The 23,746-nt window shown below is 51.2% G+C and carries 14 protein-coding genes; 10 read left to right on the forward strand and 4 right to left on the reverse strand.

The window, feature by feature from the left end:
* Window positions 1-898, reverse strand: an 898-nt coding sequence (locus AACZ40_RS17195; RefSeq protein WP_339675176.1) for a S41 family peptidase, incomplete at its 3' end; no start/stop codon positions are given.
* 343 nt (window positions 899-1,241) lie between these two features.
* Between AACZ40_RS17195 and AACZ40_RS17200 the strand changes: the two genes are divergently transcribed.
* The 3 genes from AACZ40_RS17200 to AACZ40_RS17210 are packed head-to-tail and all read left to right on the forward strand — an operon-like array spanning window position 1,242 to window position 9,328.
* Window positions 1,242-4,622, forward strand: coding sequence for a PD-(D/E)XK nuclease family protein (locus AACZ40_RS17200; protein WP_291178095.1), 3,381 nt, complete (start codon window positions 1,242-1,244; stop codon window positions 4,620-4,622).
* A 9-nt stretch (window positions 4,623-4,631) separates the two neighbouring features.
* On the forward strand, window positions 4,632-8,147 hold the full coding sequence (locus tag AACZ40_RS17205; protein ID WP_339675179.1) for a UvrD-helicase domain-containing protein: 3,516 nt from the start codon (window positions 4,632-4,634) through the stop codon (window positions 8,145-8,147).
* Between the two features lie 8 nt (window positions 8,148-8,155).
* A complete protein-coding gene (locus AACZ40_RS17210; RefSeq protein ID WP_291178100.1) occupies window positions 8,156-9,328 on the forward strand; it encodes a class I SAM-dependent methyltransferase in 1,173 nt (390 codons plus the stop codon).
* Between the two features lie 105 nt (window positions 9,329-9,433).
* On the opposite strand, the gene AACZ40_RS17215 is transcribed toward AACZ40_RS17210, so the two are convergent.
* On the reverse strand, window positions 9,434-9,934 hold the full coding sequence (locus tag AACZ40_RS17215) for a hypothetical protein (protein ID WP_291178103.1): 501 nt from the start codon (window positions 9,932-9,934) through the stop codon (window positions 9,434-9,436).
* Window positions 9,935-10,319: 385 nt separating this feature from the next.
* Here AACZ40_RS17215 and AACZ40_RS17220 point away from each other — a divergent pair, with 385 nt between their 5' ends.
* From AACZ40_RS17220 to AACZ40_RS17230, 3 genes are all read left to right on the forward strand, one after another.
* Entirely contained in the window at window positions 10,320-11,519 is a 1,200-nt protein-coding gene (locus AACZ40_RS17220; protein ID WP_291178105.1) for a Gfo/Idh/MocA family oxidoreductase, read from the forward strand.
* A 154-nt stretch (window positions 11,520-11,673) separates the two neighbouring features.
* Complete coding sequence (locus AACZ40_RS17225; protein ID WP_291178108.1) at window positions 11,674-13,245, forward strand: dicarboxylate/amino acid:cation symporter; 1,572 nt, start codon at window positions 11,674-11,676, stop codon at window positions 13,243-13,245.
* Between the two features lie 198 nt (window positions 13,246-13,443).
* Window positions 13,444-15,006, forward strand: a complete 1,563-nt coding sequence (locus tag AACZ40_RS17230; protein WP_291178111.1) for a GAF domain-containing SpoIIE family protein phosphatase — start codon at window positions 13,444-13,446, stop codon at window positions 15,004-15,006.
* Between the two features lie 114 nt (window positions 15,007-15,120).
* Here the strand turns inward: AACZ40_RS17230 and AACZ40_RS17235 are convergent, their stop codons facing one another.
* Both AACZ40_RS17235 and AACZ40_RS17240 read right to left on the reverse strand, forming a co-directional pair.
* Window positions 15,121-16,410: a hypothetical protein gene (locus AACZ40_RS17235; RefSeq protein ID WP_291178113.1), complete on the reverse strand. Its 1,290-nt coding sequence runs from the start codon at window positions 16,408-16,410 to the stop codon at window positions 15,121-15,123.
* A 307-nt stretch (window positions 16,411-16,717) separates the two neighbouring features.
* A complete protein-coding gene (locus AACZ40_RS17240) occupies window positions 16,718-18,796 on the reverse strand; it encodes a HEAT repeat domain-containing protein (protein ID WP_291178116.1) in 2,079 nt (692 codons plus the stop codon).
* Between the two features lie 324 nt (window positions 18,797-19,120).
* Here AACZ40_RS17240 and AACZ40_RS17245 point away from each other — a divergent pair, with 324 nt between their 5' ends.
* Genes AACZ40_RS17245 through AACZ40_RS17260 form a run of 4 tightly spaced genes read left to right on the forward strand, consistent with a single transcriptional unit; the run spans window position 19,121 to window position 23,396 of the window.
* A complete protein-coding gene (locus tag AACZ40_RS17245; protein WP_291178118.1) occupies window positions 19,121-19,855 on the forward strand; it encodes a hypothetical protein in 735 nt (244 codons plus the stop codon).
* Between the two features lie 16 nt (window positions 19,856-19,871).
* Window positions 19,872-20,693, forward strand: a complete 822-nt coding sequence (locus AACZ40_RS17250) for a formylmethanofuran dehydrogenase subunit C (RefSeq protein ID WP_291178120.1) — start codon at window positions 19,872-19,874, stop codon at window positions 20,691-20,693.
* 40 nt (window positions 20,694-20,733) lie between these two features.
* Window positions 20,734-22,398, forward strand: a complete 1,665-nt coding sequence (locus AACZ40_RS17255; RefSeq protein ID WP_339675189.1) for a fatty acid CoA ligase family protein — start codon at window positions 20,734-20,736, stop codon at window positions 22,396-22,398.
* A complete protein-coding gene (locus AACZ40_RS17260) occupies window positions 22,395-23,396 on the forward strand; it encodes an NAD-dependent epimerase/dehydratase family protein (RefSeq protein ID WP_291178123.1) in 1,002 nt (333 codons plus the stop codon). The genes AACZ40_RS17255 and AACZ40_RS17260 overlap by 4 nt, the downstream gene beginning before the upstream one ends.
* Window positions 23,397-23,746 lie beyond the last annotated feature (350 nt).

Consider the following 23,746-nt stretch of genomic DNA (forward strand, 5'->3'; position numbering starts at 1 on the left):
ATCCGTCGTAAGTGCCTTCGGCAGTCGCTTCCCACTTGCGGTTACGGCTGTTTCGTCCTTCCGTACTCACAATTTTCCCGGACTTGATGAACATGTCCGAGATCTCTGTTGCCTGAGAAAGTAAACCGCCGGGGTTGAATCTCAAGTCCAGAATGAGGGCTTTCATTCCCTGTTTCTTCAGGTCCTCGATCGCAGCCTGTAACTCTTCTGCACTGTGACGGCTAAAGTGTGTGAGCCGGATATACCCGATCTTTTCTTTCTTATCGAGCATGTAATCCCAGGAATCATCAGATTTATAAGTGTCACCCAGAACTGTGGCGACATGGATTAACTCGCGCGTGACTGTTAAGGGGATCGCTTCTTCAGAACCCTTGTGAATGACTGATATGCTGACTGATTCTCCCGCCCGGCCCTTCAGGGTTTTAATTGCCTCGGGAAGCGTAAACCCTTTGGTTGATTTTCCCTCGATCGTGTCAATCACATCACCGGCACGAATACCAGCTTTGTAGGCGGGAGTCCCTGGCAGGGGGGTCATGACAGTCAGTCGTCTGCCATTGTTTTCGTCGATGTGAACCTGAATGCCGATGCCGCCGAATTCCTGCTCGACGACCTGGTTAAACCGGGACAGATCCTTGGGGCTGATATAATTTGAGTACTGGTCCAGTTCCTCTACCATGCCCCGGATTGCTGCTTCAACCAGAATACGACGGTCGATATCTTTCACATAGTTTCGTTCGATTTGCTCGTAGGTGTCTGCGAACAGTTTCATCATCTGGTAATAGTCGTCATCCTTCTCTTTCTCACTGCTTTTTTCATCCGCAAAACTGAATTGCGGAACGATCGAGAAGAGGATCAGGCTGAGGAGAGAGAACGAACTGATCAAGCGGAATTTTTGCATGGACGATTCCTTATGAGATATACAGAACACAATTCAAGCCCGAAGAACTGCATGTTCGCCAGGGCCTGAAAATGTTTTGTCTGGTGTCGAAACTCGTGAGAGCTTCCTTTTCATTTCTATAAGTGTAGGCGATCTGTAAAGCACTGGCAAGATTTGCTGTCAAAACTGAGGGTTTAAAACCGGTTTCTCCTGGAATTCATTCTGAAATTGAATTCTCCTGCCCGGCCGGATACATTGCACAGGGGCTGTTATTGAATCTCAGGATTCAGGACACCCAGGTCAAAATAAGGCCTGCCCAAACAGGGCGATTGATATTACTTCTTAAGACCGGGTAAGGCCATCCATGCAGCCTGAAGTTCAAATTTTAACAGGTATAGCCGGTTCCGGCAAAACGGATCGCCTGCTGAAAGAGTATCGCCGGGCGCTTCAGGAAGGTCTGAAAAGGCATATCCCCGGTAATACTCTCTGGATCTCTCCGACTGTGCGGTCCCGCAGACAGGTGCTGGACCAGCTCCTCTGTCCGGAAATGCCGGTTTGTTTTGCTCCTCATGTATATACTTTTGAAGCCTTTGCCGAGACAATTTTACAGTCACTCGATCAGCCTGTTCAGACCCTGCCTGAGATCTCCAAACGTTATCTGCTGAGGAGTATTGTGGATGATCTGATTGCCTCAGGCCAAATCCAGTATTTCAGTTCCATCGCGGGAACGTCCGGATTTCTGGATCTGATCTCGCATTTCATCTCCGAATTGAAACGGGAAGAAATCTGGCCGGAACAGTTTTCCGAGGCATGTGCCCGTTTGAAAACCGATTCCCGCCAGAAGGATCAGGAACTGGGGTTCATCTATGACCGCTATCAAGTCGCGCTACACGAGATGCGGCGTTATGATTCTGAGGGACGTTTCTGGTCTGCCCGGACTGCGCTGCAGGAAGGGATGTGGGGCCCTTTCGGGCAGTTTGATCTGATCGTGCTGGATGGATTTGCTGATTTCACCCATACCCAATACGAGATCCTGGAACTGCTGGCTGCCAGAACCAGCAGGCTGCTGATTTCACTTCCACTGGAAAATGAGTCACGCAGGCAGGATCTGTTTGCAAAATCAATGGTCGCCCGGCAGGTTCTTGAAAGCAGATTGCCGGGAACGATCCGTTGTATCGCCTGCGAACGCGATGAACGAGCCGATTCGCGGACTCAAATTTGCGAGGCATTATTTGCTAATCCTCGCGAGATCAAACCATCAGAGGCAGGGGATCAGATTCAGGTACTGGCGGTCGCCGGTCAGAGGAATGAAATGGAAGTCCTCGCGGTCGAAGTAAAACAGTTGCTGCTCAAAGGGGTTCCGCCTGAAGAAATTGCGCTGGTATTTCGTTCGACACGGGAGTATGGCGACCTGATTCATGAAACCTTATCTGCAGCCGGGATTCCTTACTTCCTGGGGCAGGAACAGGAGTTTTCCCGGTTCTCCGTGGTCAGGGCTATTTTTGCGTTCCTGCAGATAGAGCTCGATAACTGGTCGTTCGACAGTCTGATGTCCATTCTGGATTCGAATTATTTTTCTCCTGACTGGCCGGAATATCAGTCAGGAGCAGCGGTGCGTTGTCTTTCCCGGATCTTACGACAACTGAAGATCGACTCCGGTAAGAACGATATTTTAAACGCCCTGGAGAAGGAATGCAGCAAAGCCAGCGAGCTTTGTATCCGTTATCCCGATCAACCGAAACGAAAATTAGTACTGCGGGAAGTGGAATCTGCATTTCAACTCGCCAAGCGACTTTCCAGTGAAACGCAGAGGTTGAGAGGCAAAGAACTGTTTGTGACCTGGATTGAAATTCTGATTTCACTCGCGAATGAATTTGGGTTACCCAAAGTCTGGTCCCAGGGAGAAGACAGTGCCAGTACGCTCGATCAACGTGATCAACTGGTCTGGGATCGATTTCAGAAACTCCTGTTTCATGCCGTTTCTGAGGTCGATCAGATTGAACAGTTTCATCAGCGGGAAGCCGTTCCCCAGGATTTACTGACGTTTCGGAGTTTGTTGCTGGATTTGCTGGAACAGCAGACACTCACCTTACAAACGGAAGAAGCAGGGCGGATTCAGGTTCTGGATGCGTCGCAGTTGAGAAATCTGAGTGTTCCCTGGCTGCTGGTGGGGGGGCTCAGTGAAGCCAGTTTTCCCCGCAGCCATCGCGAGGATTGTCTTTACAGTGAAAAAGACCGGGGGGACTTGAATGAACATGGGCTGTCTCTGAAGCGCCATGCAAATCAGCAGCAGGAAGAAATGCTGTTGTTCTATGAAGTGATGACGCGATTCTCGAAGCGACTCATTCTCAGCTATCCCGCCATCAGCTCAACAGGACAGCCATTATTTCCCAGTCCCTACCTGTCCGCATTAATCGATCTGTTTGAGCCGGGGACACTTTCGGTTCGGCAGGTGGGGGAGTTGAATCCACTGCCTCGTCGTGAGCAGGCGATGTCATCACGCGATCTGCGGATTCTGGCGATTGACGAATTGAAACGGAATCAGCCCGGGCTGTTTCTGAAAATTCTGGAAGAACCGGAACTGCAATCGACGGCCCGAAATATTCTGGGAGCTGCGGAAATGGCAGTGGCCCGATTTGAGCAGGAAGGCTTTACCGAATTTGAAGGAGTCATGGTTTCCGCAGCTTCCCGACAGGCGATCCGTGAGCGGTTTCCGCAGGACTATGAATTCAGTACCACTCAACTGGAGCTGTATCTGGCCTGTCCCTTTCAGTTTTTTGCACAGAATGTGTTGGGGATTGAGGTGCCGGAACCTCCGGAATTAAGAACGAATTTCCTGCAGCGGGGGATTCACGTTCACAGTATTCTGACCCGCTTGTATGAACGACTCAGTGTCGAAGGACCCGGCGCCCAGCTGTATGCCGCTGACCAGATTGAGCCCCTGTTTCTTGAATTGCTGGAAAAGCGCGTCTCGGATTCTGATGCCGAATCCAAACTGCAGCAGGTATTACAGCTGATTGAGAAACAGATTCTGAAAGACTGGGGAAGCCTGTTTGCCGAACAGTCAGAAACTTATGGTCAACTGTTTGAGGAACTATGGGATCGTGTTCCCGAGATAGTGGGCCGAGAGGTTCCGTTTGGTAAAGTGCCCGGGGAACCCGATCCATCACAAAGGCAGTATCAACATCTGACTCTGGGGAGCGGTTCGCGTGAGACTCGCATTCGGGGGCAGATTGACCGGATTGACGTAGGATCGGTCAATGGCCAGAAGTATTTCAATATCATTGACTATAAAACCGGGCGCAGTGTTCCTTCTTCTACGGAAATACGATCCGGTAAGAAGCTGCAACTGGCCTTATACCTGATTGCGGCGCGGCGACTGCAAATGATTGACACTGACGCGGAACCCTTTCATCTGGGGTACTGGAAGATTCAGGAATCCGGTTTTGTGATGCCTTTGCAATCTGCCCGAAAGAAAATAGTGGAACCGATCTCAGCTGAAGATCTGGAAATTCTGGAAGTGACACTGGAAGGTCTGGTTCCGCATCTGGCCGCTTTAATTCGCAGTGGATTCTTTCCCGTGCAGGTGGATGAAAAAATTGCACACCTCGACCAGGCTTTTCAATCGGTCTGTCGTGCTTCCCAGGTGGAGAGCTATCGAGACAGCCTGGGCAAGCAGATCGATCTGCTGCAGTTTACCGATTCTGAACCGGATTCCAACACCGAACATTCACCAGCCCCCTGACGAGAGCACATGTCGAAGCAACCTACTTATACCGATCAGCAGGCCGCGGCCATCAATACGCGTGATGCTTCCATTGCGCTGTCTGCCGGGGCCGGTTGTGGCAAGACGTTTGTACTCACACAGCGGTTTTTAAAACTGATTGAGCTAGGAGCACCCCCCGATCGGCTCAGCCATATTGTTGCAATCACCTTTACAGAGCGGGCCGCCCGGGAGATGCGGGACCGGATTCGGGAAACCTGCCTGGATCAGTTGAAGAACTGTCCGCCGGAAGAAGTGAATCACTGGCAGGCTGTCATTCGAGGTCTGGATTCGGCACGCATCAGCACAATTCACTCTTTTTGTACCTCCATTCTGCGGAGCCATGCAGTCAGTGCCCGGCTCGATCCTCATTTTGGACTGCTGGAGCAGGGGACCAGTGACACTTTTTTACGAAAAGTCGTTCATGAAGCCGTCCATGATCTGTTGAAACAGGAAAATGCGGACTGCATTCAATTAGTCTACCGCTTTGGTCTGGAACGAACCTACGAGCTGTTGATTGCCCTGGTCCCTCAGCAGTTTCGCATTGAGTTTGAAGAGTTTCGCGAACTGGCTCCAGAACAGCTGGCAGGACGCATGCGCGATTACTGGGAGCAGGTTTATATCCCCCTGCAACTCGCAGAGATCGCTCATGCGGATGCGACGCAGCATCTATTAAGATTGATGAACTCAAATCAGCCCACCAATCCCAAAATGCGCGAGCGGTTTCAGGTACTCAAGGCTCGCCTTCCCGAGTTATTAAACGGCGCGCCCCGGTTACGAGAAGAATTGCTGGGGACCTTGATGAATCATGCGAAAGTGCAGGGGGCCGGGACCAAAAAAGACTGGGATGACGTCAACGTTTATGAACAGATCCGCGATGGATTCAAAGATTTGCGAGATGCTTTGAAACCGGTTTACGAGACGTTGTCACCCGATCCAGCCGGTTTTCTTTCCGCGGCGGAATTCAGTCTGGTCGTGTTAAGAGTGACCGAATATGCCGCGAAATGCTATCAGGAGAATAAAGCGGAAAAAGGACTGTTGGACTTTGATGACCTGCTGCTGCAGACACGGGACCTGTTTCGTCGCGATCCGCATGCCCGGCAAAGGGCTGCTGCGGGAATTCAATACCTGATGGTGGATGAGTTTCAGGATACCGATCCTGTGCAGAGCGAAATCGTTCGTGCGTTATGTGGGAAAGAACTGTTAACCGGGAAACTGTTTCTGGTAGGGGATGCCAAGCAGTCCATTTATCGATTCCGACGGGCCGACCCGGAAGTCTTTCACAAGCTGAGGCAGGAAATTCCTGAAAAGGGTCGGCTCCCGTTAAGCACGAATTTCCGCAGCCAGCCCGCGATTCTGAATTTTACGAACTGTCTGTTTGCTTCCGCTATGGAACTTTATTACGAAGCGCTGACGCCTTTCGATCAGCAACAACACTCACCCATCCCGGGAATCGAGTTCCTGTTTGCCTCTCCTGATGACCCGGACATCAAGTTGGCCGATGCGCTCCGCGACATCGAAGCAGACTGGATTGCGGCTCGCATTCGTCAGTTACTGGAAGATGAAACCCCCCGCATCTGGTCGAAAAACCCGCAGACCGGTGAGCGGGAATTGAGACGGGTTGAACCCGGTGATATCTGCATTCTGTTTCGTTCGCTGTCGAGTGTCAGCCTGTATGAAAAAGCGTTACAGCAACGTGATCTGGATTATTACCTGGTCGGTGGCCGTGCTTTTTACGCGCAGCAGGAAATTTATGATCTGAGTAACCTGTGTCAGTACCTCGACAGCAGCGATGATGAGTTAAGCCTGCTGGGACTGTTGCGTTCTCCGTTCTTCAGTCTGTCTGACGATACGATTTATGCCATCACCCGTCACGCGGAAAGTCTGACCGCAGCGATGCAGATCCCGCCGCCAGACGATGTGCGGCCCGAACAGAAACGCCAGGTGCTGTATGCCCAGACCGTGCTTCAGGAACTGCGCGCGAAAAAAGACCGGTTGTCACTGGTGGAATTATTGAACCTGGCTCTGGAACGAACCGGATATGATGCCGCCCTGCTCAATGAATTTCTGGGTGATCGCAAACTGGCTAACCTGCGAAAACTGATCGAGCTGGCCCGTAACTTTGAAGCGTCCGGCCTGTTTACCCTGAAGGACTTTGTTCAACGGATTCGGGATTCGATTCTGGAAGAGAGTAAAGAAGAGCTGGCGGCGACTCTACCTGAAACCAGCGATGTCATTCGACTGATGACGATCCATCAGTCCAAGGGACTGGAATTTCCTGTCGTCATTGTTGCCGACATGGATCGTAAATCACCTGGAGCTTCCAGAAATCCGTTCCTGCATCCACAATGGGGGGCGCTCCTGAACTTACCCGCTGTACGAGGAGTGACTCCGGAAAACTTCGCATTCAAAATGCATCGTGCGATCGAACAGACAGCCGACGAAGTCGAAACCGTCAGACTATTATACGTGGCCGTGACCCGCGCGGCTGATTATCTGATTCTCTCTGCCGGTTTACCCTATGATCGCAGAGTGCAATCTCCCTGGATGAAACTGCTGGCGCGCCACTTTGATCTTTCAACGGGACTCCCGACCCTGGATCCCTACCTGGGACGGTTCACCATGGGGAATATTCCCGCAGAGCAGATTCCGGAAATTCGCGTGCATCTGAATCAGCCTCAAACCGAAACGAAACCAGCAAAGAAAATCAAAGAATTAAAACCCAGCCAGTTCCGGTCTGTTCTCGAACAGGGAACTCCCGGTGACTACCCGGAGACATGTAAAATCTTTTTGCCTCAACAACTCAGGCGATCGCAATTCAGTGTGTCACAACTGGAAGTGACGGATGCCTTGTTGCGGGAACTGCCTGAACCACACTACCCCGTGCTGGCAGCGGCGGATTTGCTGAATGCTGATGAGGCAACCCAACTGGGGACATTGACACACGCTGCGATTGAGCGACTGGATCCATCGAAGCCTGAACAGTCGGATCGGATTGTGGAACTCGTTCTGTTCGATCAGCCTCAGCCAGTACGAGACAGACTGAAACCGCTGATTCAGCAACAGATCTCAGCCTGGTACGGATCAGAACTCTGCAGTGATCTGCAGGCGGCACGAGTACATTATCGGGAACTGGATTTTCTACTACGCATGCCTGCCGCGGCTGATCAGGAATCGACTGTGACGGTAACCGGAATGATAGATGCCGTTTATCAGACTGACGATCAGCGCTGGGTCGTCCTTGACTATAAAACGGGTGCCCGCCTCGCACAATTAACAGACCAAGCGTTGATCTCAGAGTATGAATTTCAGCTGGGAGTTTATACACTGGCGATCGAACAGCTCATTGGATGCCTGCCGGACACTGTCGGTCTGGCAGTGGTACATGATTCTGTTCGAATTGTGGAAATGAAGTTCGATGCAATGCAACTTGTTCAAATTTCAGACCGAATTACCCAGGCGATATCTCACATCAATCAATCTCTCGTGGCGACAGAAAGTTGTTAAGCGGTTCCATGTCCAGTGAGTCCCCCACCGAGCTCGATTGTTTTCAGCAGCTGTATCAACATTCTGAAATCTTTGAGATCATCCGCGAACACTCCGGTTCGGAATTTCATCTGCAGAAACAGTTGCGTAAAAATTACTCCGATGAGATGGTTCGAGCTGCTTTGACGCTCTCGGAATTACGCAAACGGGGTCGCTCCAAGTTTACCCGGGCGGACCAGATGTGGTTTGACCGAAAAAGTCTGGAGCAGGCAACACCTGAGCCTGTTTCACAGCATAAGGCGAACCGGTTTTCGGGCACGGTATATGATTTCTGCTGCGGAATGGGCGGGGATCTGATTGCACTGGCAGAGCATGCGACTGTGATGGGCGTTGAGATTTCACCGGTTCTCTGTCAGTTTGCTGCCTGGAACAGTGAAGTTTACGGGGTTTCCGGTTCAGTCAGTCTGCTGAATCAGCGACTGGAAGACATCCAGGATCGCCAGGGAAGGCTGCACATTGACCCGGATCGACGCCCTGATTCGGGAGGAAAAGTCATTCGGATCGAGGACTATCTGCCGGGACTGGAAACGCTCCAGGAATTGATTTCTCAATTTCAAGGGGGGGCCATTAAACTCAGTCCCGCCAGTAATTTCGCCGGTAAGTTTCCCGGCTCTGAAACCGAACTGATCAGCCTGAGCGGGGAGTGCAAGGAAGCGACGATCTGGTTTGGGGATCTGGCCGGAGAACACGAATTTCGAGCGACCGCCATTTCCAAAACCGGGCAGATCGACAGTATTGCCGGTCATCCGATGGATGCGTATGTTGAGCTTGCCGATCCGGGCAGCTATATCTACGATCCCGATCCGGCTGTGGTCCGCTCCGGGCTGCTGGACGTCGCAGCTGCACAAGCGGGATTGAGCCGCCTGGATCCGGAAGAGGAATACCTGACTTCGGCTGAAGTCGTAGAATCACCGTTCTTCAGGCGTTTTCGGATTCTGGAAGAACTGCCGAACAATGACCGGGAAATCCGGAAGTACTTTCGAAGCGCCAACTTTGGCCAGCTTGAAATTAAATGCCGGCGGATACCGGTTGGTATTGAAGCGCTCCGCCGTAAACTGTCGCTGAAAGGTGAGGGAGCCGGTGTACTGATCATCGCCCGTCTGCAAGGCAGATCACGTGCCCTGGTTTGCGAACGGGAATAAATCGCGGACCTGCTTTCCACAGCAATCATCTACAAAAAAAAAACGGGATCCAAATCAGGATCCCGTTTTCTGTATGCTGTTGTTTTAACACAAAAATCAGACAGATTATTGTGCCTGTCGGAACTGGAACCGATCGACTGGAATTAATTGTTGCGGGGCAGCCGGTGCATTGTTAAACACGAACGAGAAGGCATAGCAGATCACCATCCCGGATGACATTTCCCCGACGTAGATGCCTCCTTCGGCAAATTGAGCCCGACCCTGTGCCGGCAGATCGACGGCACCCGGAATAATCACATAATGGGGTTTCGCTGTCGGGTCGACACCAAAGTCAGCAGCAAGATTTCGAAAATAGGCATAAGTGAATTTGCCGGTCCGTGAGTTCAGGACAGCTCCCTGCAGACGACCAGTGAGGAAGTCAAGCACAAATACCCCTTCTGCATTACCAGCGCGCGTTGGCACGGTTGTAATTGCAAAACGATCGCCATCCCGGTCGGTGGCGACTGCATAAGCCGGTTCATGTGGCCAGAAATAAGATAAACACATACCGCAGACTACGCCGATGGTCAGCCACAAAAATCGGCGTTCTCCATTTTGATTTTTCACCACAAATGCCTCCCAGTGCTCTATTTAATCAGAATACGAGTGTATTGACTCACAGCCTGCTGTCTGTACCAGATGAGGAGTACAAACTTGATCAATGAAGATCGACCCGAACGGATCGTGGCTGACAAACGTATTGTAACCAAGATTTGAAATCCCTGCCAGACTTGATTTCGTCGAATTCGAGGAAAGCCAGGGAGGTCGAATCAAGGGTTTTTTCAGGTTAAAAGCCTGAATTACTCATTGGTTGTAATTCCGATCAAGCGAAAGTATGCTGATTTCTGGTAACTGCCATCCAGGCAGATCGGATTCAACATGTCGCAGCTCAACTCTAACTCGTCTTTTCGCACGGGTCTGGAATGAATCATCGAGAGGAAGGAATGCAACTATGGAAACAATGAACGGTCAATTGAATCGTAAATTGCGAATGGCGCTGGTGGGTGGTGGACAGGGTTCGTTTATCGGTCGAGTTCATTCCATCGCTGCCTGTCTGGATAACCGTGCGGAACTGGTGGCCGGAGCATTATCTTCCAATCCTGAGAAAGCAAAAGCATCCGCACCTGCCTATGATATTCATCCCGATCGCGCTTATGGTTCCATCGAAGAACTCGTCGAGAAAGAGGCAGCGCTGCCCGCAGATCAACGAATCGATTTCATCAGCATCGCGACTCCTAATTTTACTCATTTTCCAATCGCGAAGACGGCCATCGAAGCCGGGTTCAATGTCATCTGTGATAAGCCAATGACCTTTGATCTGGCACAGGCTGAAGAGCTGAAGTCACTCGTGGAAAAATCAGGCGTCGTCTTTGCCGTCAGTCATAATTATACCGGTTATCCACTCGTTCGCATGGCGCGGGAAATGATTTTGAATGGGGACTTCGGCGAGATCCAGGCAGTCCGTTCCAATTACATTCAAGGCTGGTTGCGTTCCCGGCTGGAACAGGAAGATCAGAAACAGGCTGCATGGCGCACCGACCCTGCGAAGTCAGGTGCAGCAGGCGCTTTTGGGGATATCGCAACGCATGCCTACAACCTGGGACGTTATATGACGGGACTGTTGCCGGAAGAAATTTCCTGCAATCTGAAAATCTTCGCACCCGGGCGTCAACTGGATGACTATGGTCATGCTGTCATTCGATTCCAGAATGGTGCACTGGGAACAGTCACTGCCAGTCAGATATCACATGGTCGCGAAAATGACCTGTTCATTGAAATTGATGGTACGAAGGGAGCGTTGGCCTGGCGACAGGAAGAGCCTAACCAGATGATCATCCGCCGCAATGGCCAGCCGCATTCGATTTATACACGCGATCCGAATGCCCCCTTCATGAGCGAAGCGGGGGCTGCTGCCTGCCGCTTGCCAGCAGGGCACCCGGAAGCCTTTTTTGAAGCATTCGCGAATATCTACCGATCTGCTTTTGATGCGATGATTAATCGAATTACCGGTCAGCCTTTTGAACCGAAAAATACAATCTATCCGAATGTCTATGACGGCGTGGAGGGGATGTTTTTCATACAGCAGTCTGTAGCCAGCAGTCAGGAAAACGGAGCCTGGTTACCATTTCAGTGTGACTCTGCCCGCAGTTAGTCAGGTCTTAACCTGATTCACATTCGTGAGCCGAGTGTCGAAACCGAAGTTGATGACAGGATACGTGCCTGCCGGAGATCGTTGTCTTTGTTGCTGAAGATGCATTGCGATCTCATTTTCAAATCGCAAACGAGAAGCGGAAAGCCGGTGTTTCATGAAGAAAATTCCACTGCATTTTCAGATTCTGATAGCACTGATCGCAGGCACGATTCTTGGTTTCATATTTAACCCGGGGGAAATCCAGCTTGATGATCAGACCTTAACCGTCAGCCCGGTGGCTGGCGGTTTTGAGGTCGTTCAAAAGACAGCAAAGCAGGACCCGCAGGAATACGACTTCGCAAGTCGGGATCAGTTGCTAAAGCGTTTTCCGGAACTGAAAAGTCTGTTTGTTACCGGGGATCCTGAAAAAACGGTCTCTGTCAACGTGACCGGGCGATTGATTCATATCGTGGATGCTGCCCGGAAAGTCACTCTCACGTACACCCGGAATGTCGATCAGAAAAAAACGGTGACGTCCATCTCTGCGGACAACGGAGAAGAACTGGCCAGGCAGTATCCGGAATGGAAACAAACCTACGAGAAATATGGTACGGGCATTTCACAAACCGTGATGGCAGTTTCCAAATGGCTGGGTGATGTGTTCCTGCGTTTACTGAAGATGGTGACAATCCCGCTGATTGTCACCTCGCTGATTACCGGGATTGCGAGTCTGGGAAATGCTACCCGTTTTGGTGCGATGTTCTCGAAGACGCTGCTGTATTATTTTTGTACAAGCCTGCTGGCAATCTTTACCGGTATTTTCGTAGTCAATCTGATTCAACCTGGTATCGGCGCAGAATTACCGGGGGGCAGTGGCTCACTTTCGGCGGGAACGGACTCGATCGGTTCTATTTTTCTGGATATGGTGGATCGGCTTATCCCGACCAATATCATTCACTCGCTGGGCGAGGGCGAATTTCTTTCGATTATCTCGTTCAGCATGCTGACTGGTATCTTTATCATCATTGTTGGCGGCAAGCATGCCAAGGTGCTGACGGAATTCTTTCAGGCCGGCTTTGAAGTCATGATGCGGATGACGATGTTCGTAATCAGTCTCGCCCCGATTGGCGTTCTGGCCTTTATGGTGTACGCGGTTTCTTCCCAGGGGTTTGAGATCTTTAAGACATTAGCCTGGTATATGATTGCCGTCTTTTTAGCATTAGTCATCCACGCGGTGGTCATCTTACCTTGTCTGTTAAAGTTTGTCGCGCGGCGTTCTCCACTGGAATTCGCACGCGCGATGAGCCCGGCGCTGATGACCGCTTTCTCGACGGCTTCTTCCAACGGAACTCTTCCGCTAACGATCAGTTGTGTGGAAGAAAATGCAGAAATCTCGAACGAAGTCAGTTCTTTCGTGCTGCCCCTGGGAGCAACGATCAATATGGACGGGACTGCCCTGTATGAAGCAGTAGCGGTGATGTTTATTGCCCAGGCTTATACCGGTATCGTCATGCCCGTAGAACAACAGATTCTGGTGGCCGTGACTGCTTTGCTGGCCAGTATCGGAGCCGCCGGAATTCCCCATGCCGGTCTGGTGATGATGGCGATTGTACTGCAGGCTGTGGGACTGCCCCTGGAAGCGCAGGGAGTAATTATTGCTGTCGACCGTATTCTTGATATGTGCCGCACATCTGTGAATGTCTGGAGCGATTCCTGCGGTTGTGCCATCATTGAACGGTATCGCTGAGATTTTGACCCGGTCCGCTGAGTTCAATCGAAGCGGGGAGATTCTGCGATTCTGCCGTATATTCAAATAACTAACCGTTTCAATCGTTACAAACTGACTCCCGCCTGATCTGCCGATAACCGATTGCCGATACGAGATAACAGGGCAATCCGCCTTCAACTCTGCATTATTCTTCTTCGGCGTTTTGGATCAGGTGAAATGGAACAGGTAATCACCCAGCCACTGGAATGGATTCACAATGTTTGTGACCAGTTTACGGAAATCACCGGCTGGCCTTTGAAATTCACGCCTGCCAAACCAGGAGAGCGAAAGTCCCTTGAAGCCGAGTTATGCCAAAGCGAAAAATATTGCTGGTATGAATCCATCGAGGATGGCAAGCGGATTCTGGGATATCTATACCTGACCCTGCCTGATGAAACGGCAAACGATCATCTGTTCGTGACCGCGATCAAGTTTGCAGAACTGGTCGGGGGATTGATTTCTCAACTCGAAACCATGCATTCTTCGCTTGAATCCAAGACCAGGGAAGTGACGACACTGGTGGATGTAGGGCTGTCTGCAACAAGGCAGGAAGGATTGCAGGACGCGTTACAGAAGTTGCTGGAAGCGGCTTTGCAACTGACGGGATTTCGCGCAGCCAGCTTCTTTTTATTGAACTCTGAGTCAAACCAGTTGTCTCTGCGAGTCCAATATTGTTTAACGGCTCTTGAGATTCCCTTTCATCGCCGGAAACTGAATGAATCACCACCGGACCTTGAAGCATTTGAAAATGAGGCATTGATCATCAATCGGCAGGAAAACCCTGAGTTATCCCGCTGGTTACCAGAAGGCTGCCTGACAGGTGTCTGCGTTTCAGTGCAGTCGGAATCCGGTCCGTTTGGAACGTTGTGGGCGTTTGACCGGCGTGCCCGGCATTTAAAAGACCGGGATATTCATATCCTCAAGTCAATCGGTGCCCAGGTCAGTACAATTTTAGAGCGTGCGGTTTTACTGAAAGAAAGCCAGAACCAGATTCGTTTGAAAAAAGAGCTGAAGGTGATCTCGGAATCGTTTCCGGCTGAACTGGCACGGGAATCTCATCGGGAACGGGACTTCCAGGCTGCGGTACAGACAATCAGCCATCATGAAGTCGGGGGGGACTTATGCGAGTTCATTACCCTGGCACCACATATTACCTGTTTCGCTCTGGGTGATGCCTCCGGCGACAGTATTCCCGCGGCAGTGGTAATGGCCTCGGTCCGGGGAGCGCTCAGAACATTAACGGAAGGCCCGATTGAACAGGCAAAAGATACACGCTTTGTCATCGGCCGCATTAACACAGCCTTGTATCATACTTCATTGCCGCATCAGTTCATGAGCATGATGTATGGCGTCATCGACACCAAAAATCGGACTTTCACATATACGAATGCCGGGCATCCTGCGCCGTTCTGGGTTCATAAAGGCAAAATCACCAGCCTGACTTCGCATGGCATGTTACTCGGCGTGACTGAGACAAACGACTATGACTACTCAGTTATTCCCATTTGCACCAATGATATCATTGTCGGTTTCAGTGATGGCATCAGCGAAGCGATGAGCAGTGAACGCAAAATGTTTCGCTCGGATGGGATTATGAAAGTCCTGGAAAATCATATCGAAGATACCGCGGAAGAAGTGATGCAGGGGATCTGGGCCAAGCTGCAGAAACATCTGGAAGGCGGGAACGATGGTGATGACAGAACATTGATGGTTATGAAATTCGCCCGCAATCCAGTCTGATGCTCAGCGACTCCCCGCCTGACTGGAACACATCACATTGAGCCCGGGAGGCTCTCAATCTATTATGCTCGATCCAAATGGCAGGGGAGACGTTCCAGCAGGATGGGACGCAGTCTAACCGACAATGCGAAAACGTGGCTGATCTTCTGACGAAACCCCCCGGCTATCATCGGTCCCAGCCCAGTCCTGTGGCTCATCCTCTGCTATTTCAATACAGGACTCCGGCTTCATTGCTGTCGCTGATTGCGGTACAGGACTGTTGCCGATTTGAGAGCCTGGTTTCGATATTTTCTTTGCAGTCGGGATTGAGACCGGTGTTTGTATCCAGCGATTCACCCTCAACAACTGCGAACGTGGTGCCAGGAGCGGGAAATGAGAGCAGCGATAACTGGTCTGTTGCTCGTTACTCCACATTCCAGAGAGAGTGTTTCCTACTAATCCCAGGTTCAGTGAAGTTTCTCCGTCCTGAATCGATTGCTGAACCATTCGCGCCATCAGTGTCGTGATGACTTCCGGTGGCGTCTCTTTATGTCGCCCCACTGCCAGGTAATCTGTACCGGAACCGTATTGCATCCCATAGGCGCAGGCAACCAGTGAATGATTCACAAACAGGGCATCAATCCGTGCCATGCCTGCACGTACAGCGGGCCCGTGGATGTCATGCAGAAAGGAAAGTTTTTTGTCCTGGGGAAAATTCCCCCCCGCGATGTGCAACTGATTCCCGTCCTGAAAATTCATAAGCTGGAACTCCGCCCAGAGATCCCAGCGTGGATTCCAGCCGGGTGTCAGTGGATTCTCGAGCCGTGAACGGTAAAAGGCGATGTGCCCCGCTTTGCCGGTGATCTGTTCTGCATGGGAGATCAGCTGTTGTGTTTTCTCAGACCGGGAAGCCAGATAGTCTTCCCAACTGGTTTGAGTGGTGTTGACCAGAGGCTGTTTCTGCCAGACTGCCTGATTACCTTGAAAACCGACTGACTTGAAGGAATTCAAAGTGCGTCGATGGTCGTGACCCTCCTGGTCGATATACCTCAAGTCGATCAGGTCCCAGTCGCGTTTGGAAGTATGAATGTGCCTCATCGCAGTGACCATGGTCGCAGCAGGGTTGGATCCAATCTGCCCGTAAAAAGTTCCCCACCCATCCAGAGGATAAGTCAGAACGCGCATGACACCCACTTTTGTCGTCACGGGTTTTACGACCAGGGGAACGATACCGATAATTTTATTGCCCAGGGTTACAAACAGAATCCGCAGTTTCTGATCGTGTCCAAAATGCGTCCAGTAATGTTCCAGCCATTCAGGTGAATGCGCAAAGGTGGCCCCTTTGGTTTTTCCCAGCAGAGCTCGCCAGGCCAGACGAAAATGATCGAGACGATCAATGTCGTTAATTTCGGCAACGGTGATCATGGCAACTCCGATTCTGGAAATGACAGGCAGCAATTCAGTACATCAGGAAATGAACTAAAATGCAACAATCATGCCAGAAGACAGGCGAGTCGAAATTCAGCACCAGATATCAGGTCTGTCAATAGCAGCCAGTTGGGAGCCTATGCTGTAACATGCCTGCAAACATCGATTTCCGGATCAAATTGATCAGGATGATTTGGAATCACGCTGTCCAAGATCTGTTCCCCTCTGAAATGAGACGTTGAATTAATGCCACACAGAACCAGCTTGTGTGGCAGAAAATCAACATGCTCCGGCAGGGGGGAATTCAGCTACTGAGTTTTTTCAAAGCTGTTTCTGCTGCTTTCTGGACGCGTGGATCTTTGTCTTTGGTGGCCGTCTCCAGGGCCTGCTTGATTTCCGGTGTTTTGATTCCGAATTCTCCCAGGCTGATGGCTGCTTCGACTCGTGCATCCGGGTTGGGATGTTTTGTGAGCAGATCGGTCAGCGCGGGAAGGGCAGCCTTGGCTCGCGCTGGGCTGGGATCAATTTTTGTCAATGCCCATAAAGTAATTGCGTTTTCGTGTTCGTTATGTGATTTGAGTTCTTTCTCCAGCAGGGGAACCGCTGATTCAGAGAGTTTGCCAAAACGGGCCAGGGCATAAGTTGCAACGACACGCAGAACCAGATCATCAGAATTAACGTAGGGTGTAATGAGTGGGATCGCATCTGCCGCAGGGGGGCCGATCTCAGCCAGGGCTGTGATTAACTCAGCGATGACGGTCTGGTCTTTTTCATTTTCCAGGGCTGCTTTCAGACTGGGAACTGCTGATTTTGCCAGAGGTCCTGACAGGGCAATCGCACTGGCTGCTTCTCTGCGAAGCAGTGCATTATCATCTGAAAGCGCCTTAATCAGGCCTGGTAATGCAGCGTTCACGGCTTCAGGGTTGGTTGGATCTTCTCTCAGAAGTGCCCAGGCGCAGACGAGCCGGAAACGCTCATCACCAGAATCAGCTGCCGCATATTTTTTGATCAGTGGCAATGCTTTTTTACTGCCGATTTTTGACAGTGCATAAACGGCTTTGTTTCTGGTGGTGCCAGTACTGTTTTCCAGAATGTTGATCAGTTGAGTTTCTGCTTCGATCGCTTTAGGGCCAATTTCACCTAAGCTGACAATGGCTGTCTCGCGAATATCCGTATCTTCTGATTTTGTCAGTTTCAGTAATTCGGGAATGGATGCTGCCGATTCGGTTCCGATTTCACCCAGAACATGAATAGCCAGAAGTTTCAGAGAAGAGTCCTCATTTAACAGTTTTGTGATTTCAGGCACAGATGCTTTCCCAATGGATGCCAAGGCTGATGCGCTGGTGAGCGTTAAGGCCGTGGGACCATCCTGCATCGACTTAACAAGTGCTGAGACGGCTGAGGAAGCGTCCGGACCAATTGCACCCAATGCCGCTGCGGCGTCCAGTTTGACATTCAGGTCAGAATCGGACAGTAGTTTGATCAACTCAGGAACCGCTGACTTGGCAGCACTGCCAAAATTTCCTAAAGCAATCGCGGCATGAGCACGAACTTCAGGAGAGGAGTTTTTCAACAGAGGTGTTAACGCGGGCACAACTTCAGCAGGTTTGGCGGAGATAGCGCCTAATGCGTGTGCGGCATGCCAGACCAGTTCGGGATTTTCCACTTTCAAAGCTTTGATCAAAGTGGGAATGGCTGCTTCACCCTGGGCTCCCATATTAGCAAATACATCACAAATTTGCTGACACTGTTCTGTATGATTAACTTTGTACTCCGTTTTCAGTTGTTCCAGAAGCGGTTCTACAGCGGGGGCACCAATTTCAGTAAGGGCGACTGCTGCACTGGAGCGTACTTCGTTGACGGGAACATGCAGACTGTCGACAAGGACCTTGATAATCGGCTGCAGGTTTTCTTTGTTTCCCGGATCAACGGCCCAGAGTGTGCGGGCAGCAGCAATTTTCAGATAGGAATTATTGCTTTCCAGCAGTGGCAGAATCTGTTTGGCTGCCGGTTTTGATGCCGGGCCAATACTCCGCAGGGCCTGCAACGTGTTGTATTTCAGGATGATGGAGTAGCCCCGTAAGATTTTAGTCAGTTCAGGAACAGCAGCGGATGCAGCTGGTCCAATTTTTCCCAGTGCAATGATGGCTTCACTCCGGGCAGCGACTGAACCTTCCTTAACGACCTCAATCAATGCAGGGACGGCAGATTTCGATAAGGGCCCCAGTTCTCCCAGGCGATGGGCGGCAATTGACTGCTGCTCTTCATTATCGCTGCCCAGATCTTTAATCAGGGGAGCGAGATCAGGGGTTTGAGCAGAAACGATACCAGATGTGAATAAACTGACGCCCAGAAAAAGCACTGTCGTAAGTAGTCGACGCATAAGTCAGGTTCCTGCTAATCATTATTGAGAGTACCAGATTCCCCGAAAGTAAAGAATTCACATTACCTGCAGAAGAAAGACTGGCGAAATAGAAAGGAGAACATTAAACTGTTACTTAATAGATATCATGATCCGAGTTGAAAAATCAAGTAATTCTGATCAGATTCATCAGGAAATCATAGAAGCCTGCCTGACGTGATACGAAAGTGCCCGTCCGAATCAGGTCCGTTCTCAATTTATACTCAGGGGTAAGAGATGAAACCAGTAATACGCAAAATGGCCCTGTCCGGTGTATGTTTAACAATCCTGTTGTCTACAGGATACATGGCTCAAGCTGCTGGCCCCTTCTTCCCGAGACAAACGGTTTATAATTTTGGTGGCGGTTACAGTCCCACCGCATTTTATGGTTACCGTGGAATCTATGGTGGTGGTTACTACGGAGGAGGATATCCTGGATATTATGGTGGGTATTACAACGATGGTTCCTCGCTGATTCGTGCACAGGGTCAGGCAAATGTCGATCAATCCAAAGCCATGGTCAATTATCAGGAAGCAACCAGTAAATATATTGATAATCAGAAGAAGCTTGCTGAAACCTATGTAGAACGTCAAAAAGCAAAACGCGAGGCGATTCATCAACAAGCTGAAATCGATAAAGAACTGGCTCAGCAGAAACAGGATGCCATTGAAGCACAAAAGGAAAAGAATCTCAAACTGCAGGAATCTGGTTTGAGTCCCTATTACAACGCCTCTACCTCGCAGGATCAGGAAACTTTAAACGCCAGCCAACTCAATCCGGCAACAGGAGAAATTTCCTGGCCTGAAGCGCTGATGGGGCCGGAATATGCAGATTCGCGTAACAAGCTTCAGGAGCTCTATTCTTTGAAGAATTCCACCGGCATCACTTCCAGCCTTTCGCGGGAAATTCAAGAAGAAGCGCTGAATATGAAAAACATTCTGCGTGGTCAGATCAAGACGATGCTGCCGAACGATTATCTGGCCGCCCGCGGGTTCATTGAAGGCCTCATCAATATGGGGAAAACCTCCCGGACAGGCTGATAAAGAATTTCACCGCATGGCCTTCACTTTTACTCTCAAGCATGCGCTCACGATCCCGGTTGAAGTTGATTCGATCAATCATGCAGCGGTACAGCAACTGTCGGCAGATGAGGTACGCGCCCTGCCTGTGCTCCAGGGGAATCAACGGGCTTCCCTGGCAGACTTTTTCGATGTGAAACAGTCCGCTACCGAGCCTGATTTGATGGTCTGGGCAGGAGATTGCAGCCGAGTCAAAGCCATTGGTGCCGAGTTATGCTCCGGTTCCATTCGCATTGAGGGGAATGCCGGCATGCATCTCGGCAGGGAAATGTCCGGTGGTCGAATTGAAGTGCAGGGGGATGTTGCCGATCTCGTGGCTACTGGAATGCGAGGCGGCGAGATTCATATCACTGGAAATGCCGGAGATCTGGTCGGAGCTGCCTGGCCGGGCAGTAAACGGGGTATGAATGGCGGGACAATCCTGATTCGCGGCAGCGCCGGCAGAGAAGCCGGCCATCGCATGCGGCGGGGTACGATTGTCGTAGGAGGCGATCTCGGTGATGCTGCCGGTTTTGATATGATTGCGGGTTCGATATTTTCCTTCGGGAAACTCGGAGCCTGTCCCGGAGCCGGCATGCGGCGCGGAACGATCGCTGCGATGGATGCCTCCACGCAACCGGAGTTGCTCCCGACGTTCAAGTATTCCTGTCTGCACAAGCCTGTCTGGCTGTCTTTTTTTCTCCGTGAGTTGAAAGCAGTCGGCTTTCCGGTTCCGGAAGATTGTCTGGATGCGGAGTATCGTCGATACTGTGGTGACTTTCTGACACTTGGCAAGGGAGAAGTTCTGGTCCGCCAGTGAAAAGTTTTGCCGCTTTTGACAGCCTGCGTTCCCTCTGATTATGTCTACTTCACAACGTAATATTGCCGACCGGTTAAAACAGTCCGCTCAAGACTGGCCTTTTCAAAAAGCGGTCGTCTTTCCTGCAGGTCAGGACAAACAGGGCCGTTATACTTACAGCAGTCTCACCTTTCAGCAACTGGATCAGGAAAGTGATCGACTGGCACGCGGGCTGATCCAACTGGGCGTGCAGCCTGGGACGCGAATGGCTCTGATGGTCCGCCCCGGTCTGGAATTTATCGCGCTAACCTTCGCATTGTTTAAAGCAGGTGCCGTGATCATTCTGATTGATCCGGGTATGGGCAGAAAAAATATCATGCGCTGCCTGGCGGAAGTCGAGCCTGAAGGGTTTGTGGCAATTCCGCTGGCACAGTTAATCCGCAAACTCAAACGCCGCGCTTTTCCCAGGGCGCATCTGAATGTCACTGTCGGCAAGCCGGTGCTGACTTCCGGTATCGATTATCAGTGGCTGCTGGGAAATGAGTGGAAACCGTTTGAAATGGTGCAGCGTTCTGCCACCGATCCTGCTGCGGTGATCTTCACGAGTGGAAGTACCGGACCTCCCAAAGGTGTTGCGTACGAGCATGGCATGTTCTGGTCGCAGGTGGATCTGCTCCGCGATTATTATCAGATCCAACCTGGTGAAGTCGATCTGCCAGGGTTCCCATTGTTTGCGCTTTTCAATTCAGCCATGGGAGTCACGACCGTAGTTCCCGATATGGACCCCACCAAACCGGCCCGGGTTGATCCGGAAAAAATCATCCGGCAGATCAATGATCATGGTGTCACACAGGCATTTGGTTCGCCAGCAATGTGGAATCGGATCGGCAGGGATTGTGAACAACACCAGATTCAGCTTCCTTCACTAAAACGTGTGTTATCGGCAGGAGCCCCGGTGCCTGTCCATGTGATTCAACGTATGCGGCAAACTTTTACCAGTCCGGAAACGGATATCAATACGCCTTACGGTGCAACGGAATCTCTGCCGGTCGCTACGATCTGTGGTCGCGACGTGCTGGAAAAAACATCAGAACAGACGCAGTCTGGAGCGGGCACCTGTGTGGGAACTCCGTTTCCGGGAGTCCTGGTGAAAATCATTCAGATTCATAACGAGCCGATTGGAGCGATCGATACCGCCATAGAATTACCTGCCGGCGAGATCGGGGAAATCATCGTACAGGGACCGATGGCGACCCGTGAATATTTTCAGCGGCCCGAAGCAACACAACTGGCGAAAATTCCTGACGGCGAACGATTCTGGCACCGCATGGGAGATGTCGGTTATCAGGATGCGGAAGGGAAACTCTGGTTCTGCGGACGCAAGGCCCACATGCTGGAAACCAGCCAGGGGTCCATGTTCACAATCTGTTGCGAAGCAATTTTCAATCAGCATCCTCAGGTTTATCGCAGCGCGCTGGTAGGAGTCGGGTCCAAACCGAATCAGAAACCTGTAATCATCGTCGAGCCGGAGCAGGGGGACTATCCGGCAACTCAGGCGGACCATGATCGGTTCACACAGGAACTGCTGGCATTGGGGAAAGCCAACCCGTTAACGGTCTCTATCGAGACGGTTCTGTTTCATCGTTCTTTGCCTGTTGATATCCGGCATAATGTCAAAATCTTTCGTGAGAAATTAACGCCCTGGGCAGAGAAGCAGGTCAAATGAATGTGCTGGTGACCGGGGGAGGCGGCTTCCTGGGGTTATATATTGTCGAGCAACTGGTGGCTGCCGGGGAAACGGTTCGTGTACTGTGTCGCGGCGAGTATGCGCGGCTCAAAGAACTGGGTGTCGAAACCGTTCAGGGTGATATTCGTGATGCCGCCACAGTCAATCAGGCCTGCGAGGGAATTGATACCGTTTATCATACAGCCGCTGTTTCCGGCATCTGGGGACCGTGGGATTACTTCTACAGCATCAATACTCAAGGAACTTTGAACGTCATTGAATCCTGCAAATCGCAAGGAGTGACGCGACTGGTTTATACGAGTTCGCCCAGCGTCGTCTATGATGGTTCTGCGCACGAGAATGCTACCGAAGCCCTGCCTTACAGCGAACAGTTTCTCTGCCATTATCCCCATACCAAGATGCTGGCGGAACGTGCTGTGCTGGCCGCGAACGGTGCAGCCGGACTGGCGACGGTCGCGCTCAGACCACATCTGATCTGGGGCTCCCGTGATAATCATCTGATTCCCCGATTGATCCAGCGTGCCAGGTCAGGCCGCTTGCGGCAGGTGGGAGAGGGTACCAATCTGATATCGATGAGCTACGTGGAAAACGCGGCAGCCGCCCATCTCCAGGCCGCTGCCCGACTGTTTCCTGATTCCCCCGTCGGCGGTCAGGCTTATTTTATCAATGAGCCCGAACCGGTGCTGATGTGGGAATGGATCAATCAATTGCTCGCCGATGCTGGCCTGCCTCCCGTTAAAAAACAGATCTCCACCAAAGCCGCGAAACGAATCGGAAGCGCGCTGGAGATGATTTATCGGGTTCTGCATCTGCCAGGCGAACCGCCGATGACTCGCTTTCTGGCCTCTCAGCTCAGCAGTTCTCATTATTATAACGTGGGCCGTGCGCAACATGATTTCGGGTATCAGCCTCCCGTCAGCTTTGAAGAAGCGATGCGGCGGATGAAGCCCGAACTGCAGCGACTGGCGGCAGAGTAATCCTGGGTGTTTCTCTACTGAAACCTGCCGGTAACTGGACACATAGGTGGGAATCTCTCTTGGTGAAACTCCGGGGAGAGATTAAACTTGCGTCGAACAGTAGTGCGAAGGGGTTGCTTGCGTACTGTGTCAAACAGGATCGGGTAGCCCTTTGAATTCAAATCAAGTGAATGGAGTGGAAAATGGAGTCGTTCGATCTGTCCGAGCATGGAATCAATGTGGACTGGGTAATGCGCAATCCGGACCCATCGATATTGTACGAAGAAGCCATTCGCTATGAACCAGGAGCCTCCATTTCGGATACGGGAGCGTTGATTGCCTACTCCGGCGAAAAAACGGGACGCTCCCCG

Source organism: uncultured Gimesia sp. (assembly GCF_963972345.1).
Taxonomy (GTDB): Bacteria; Planctomycetota; Planctomycetia; order Planctomycetales; family Planctomycetaceae; genus Gimesia.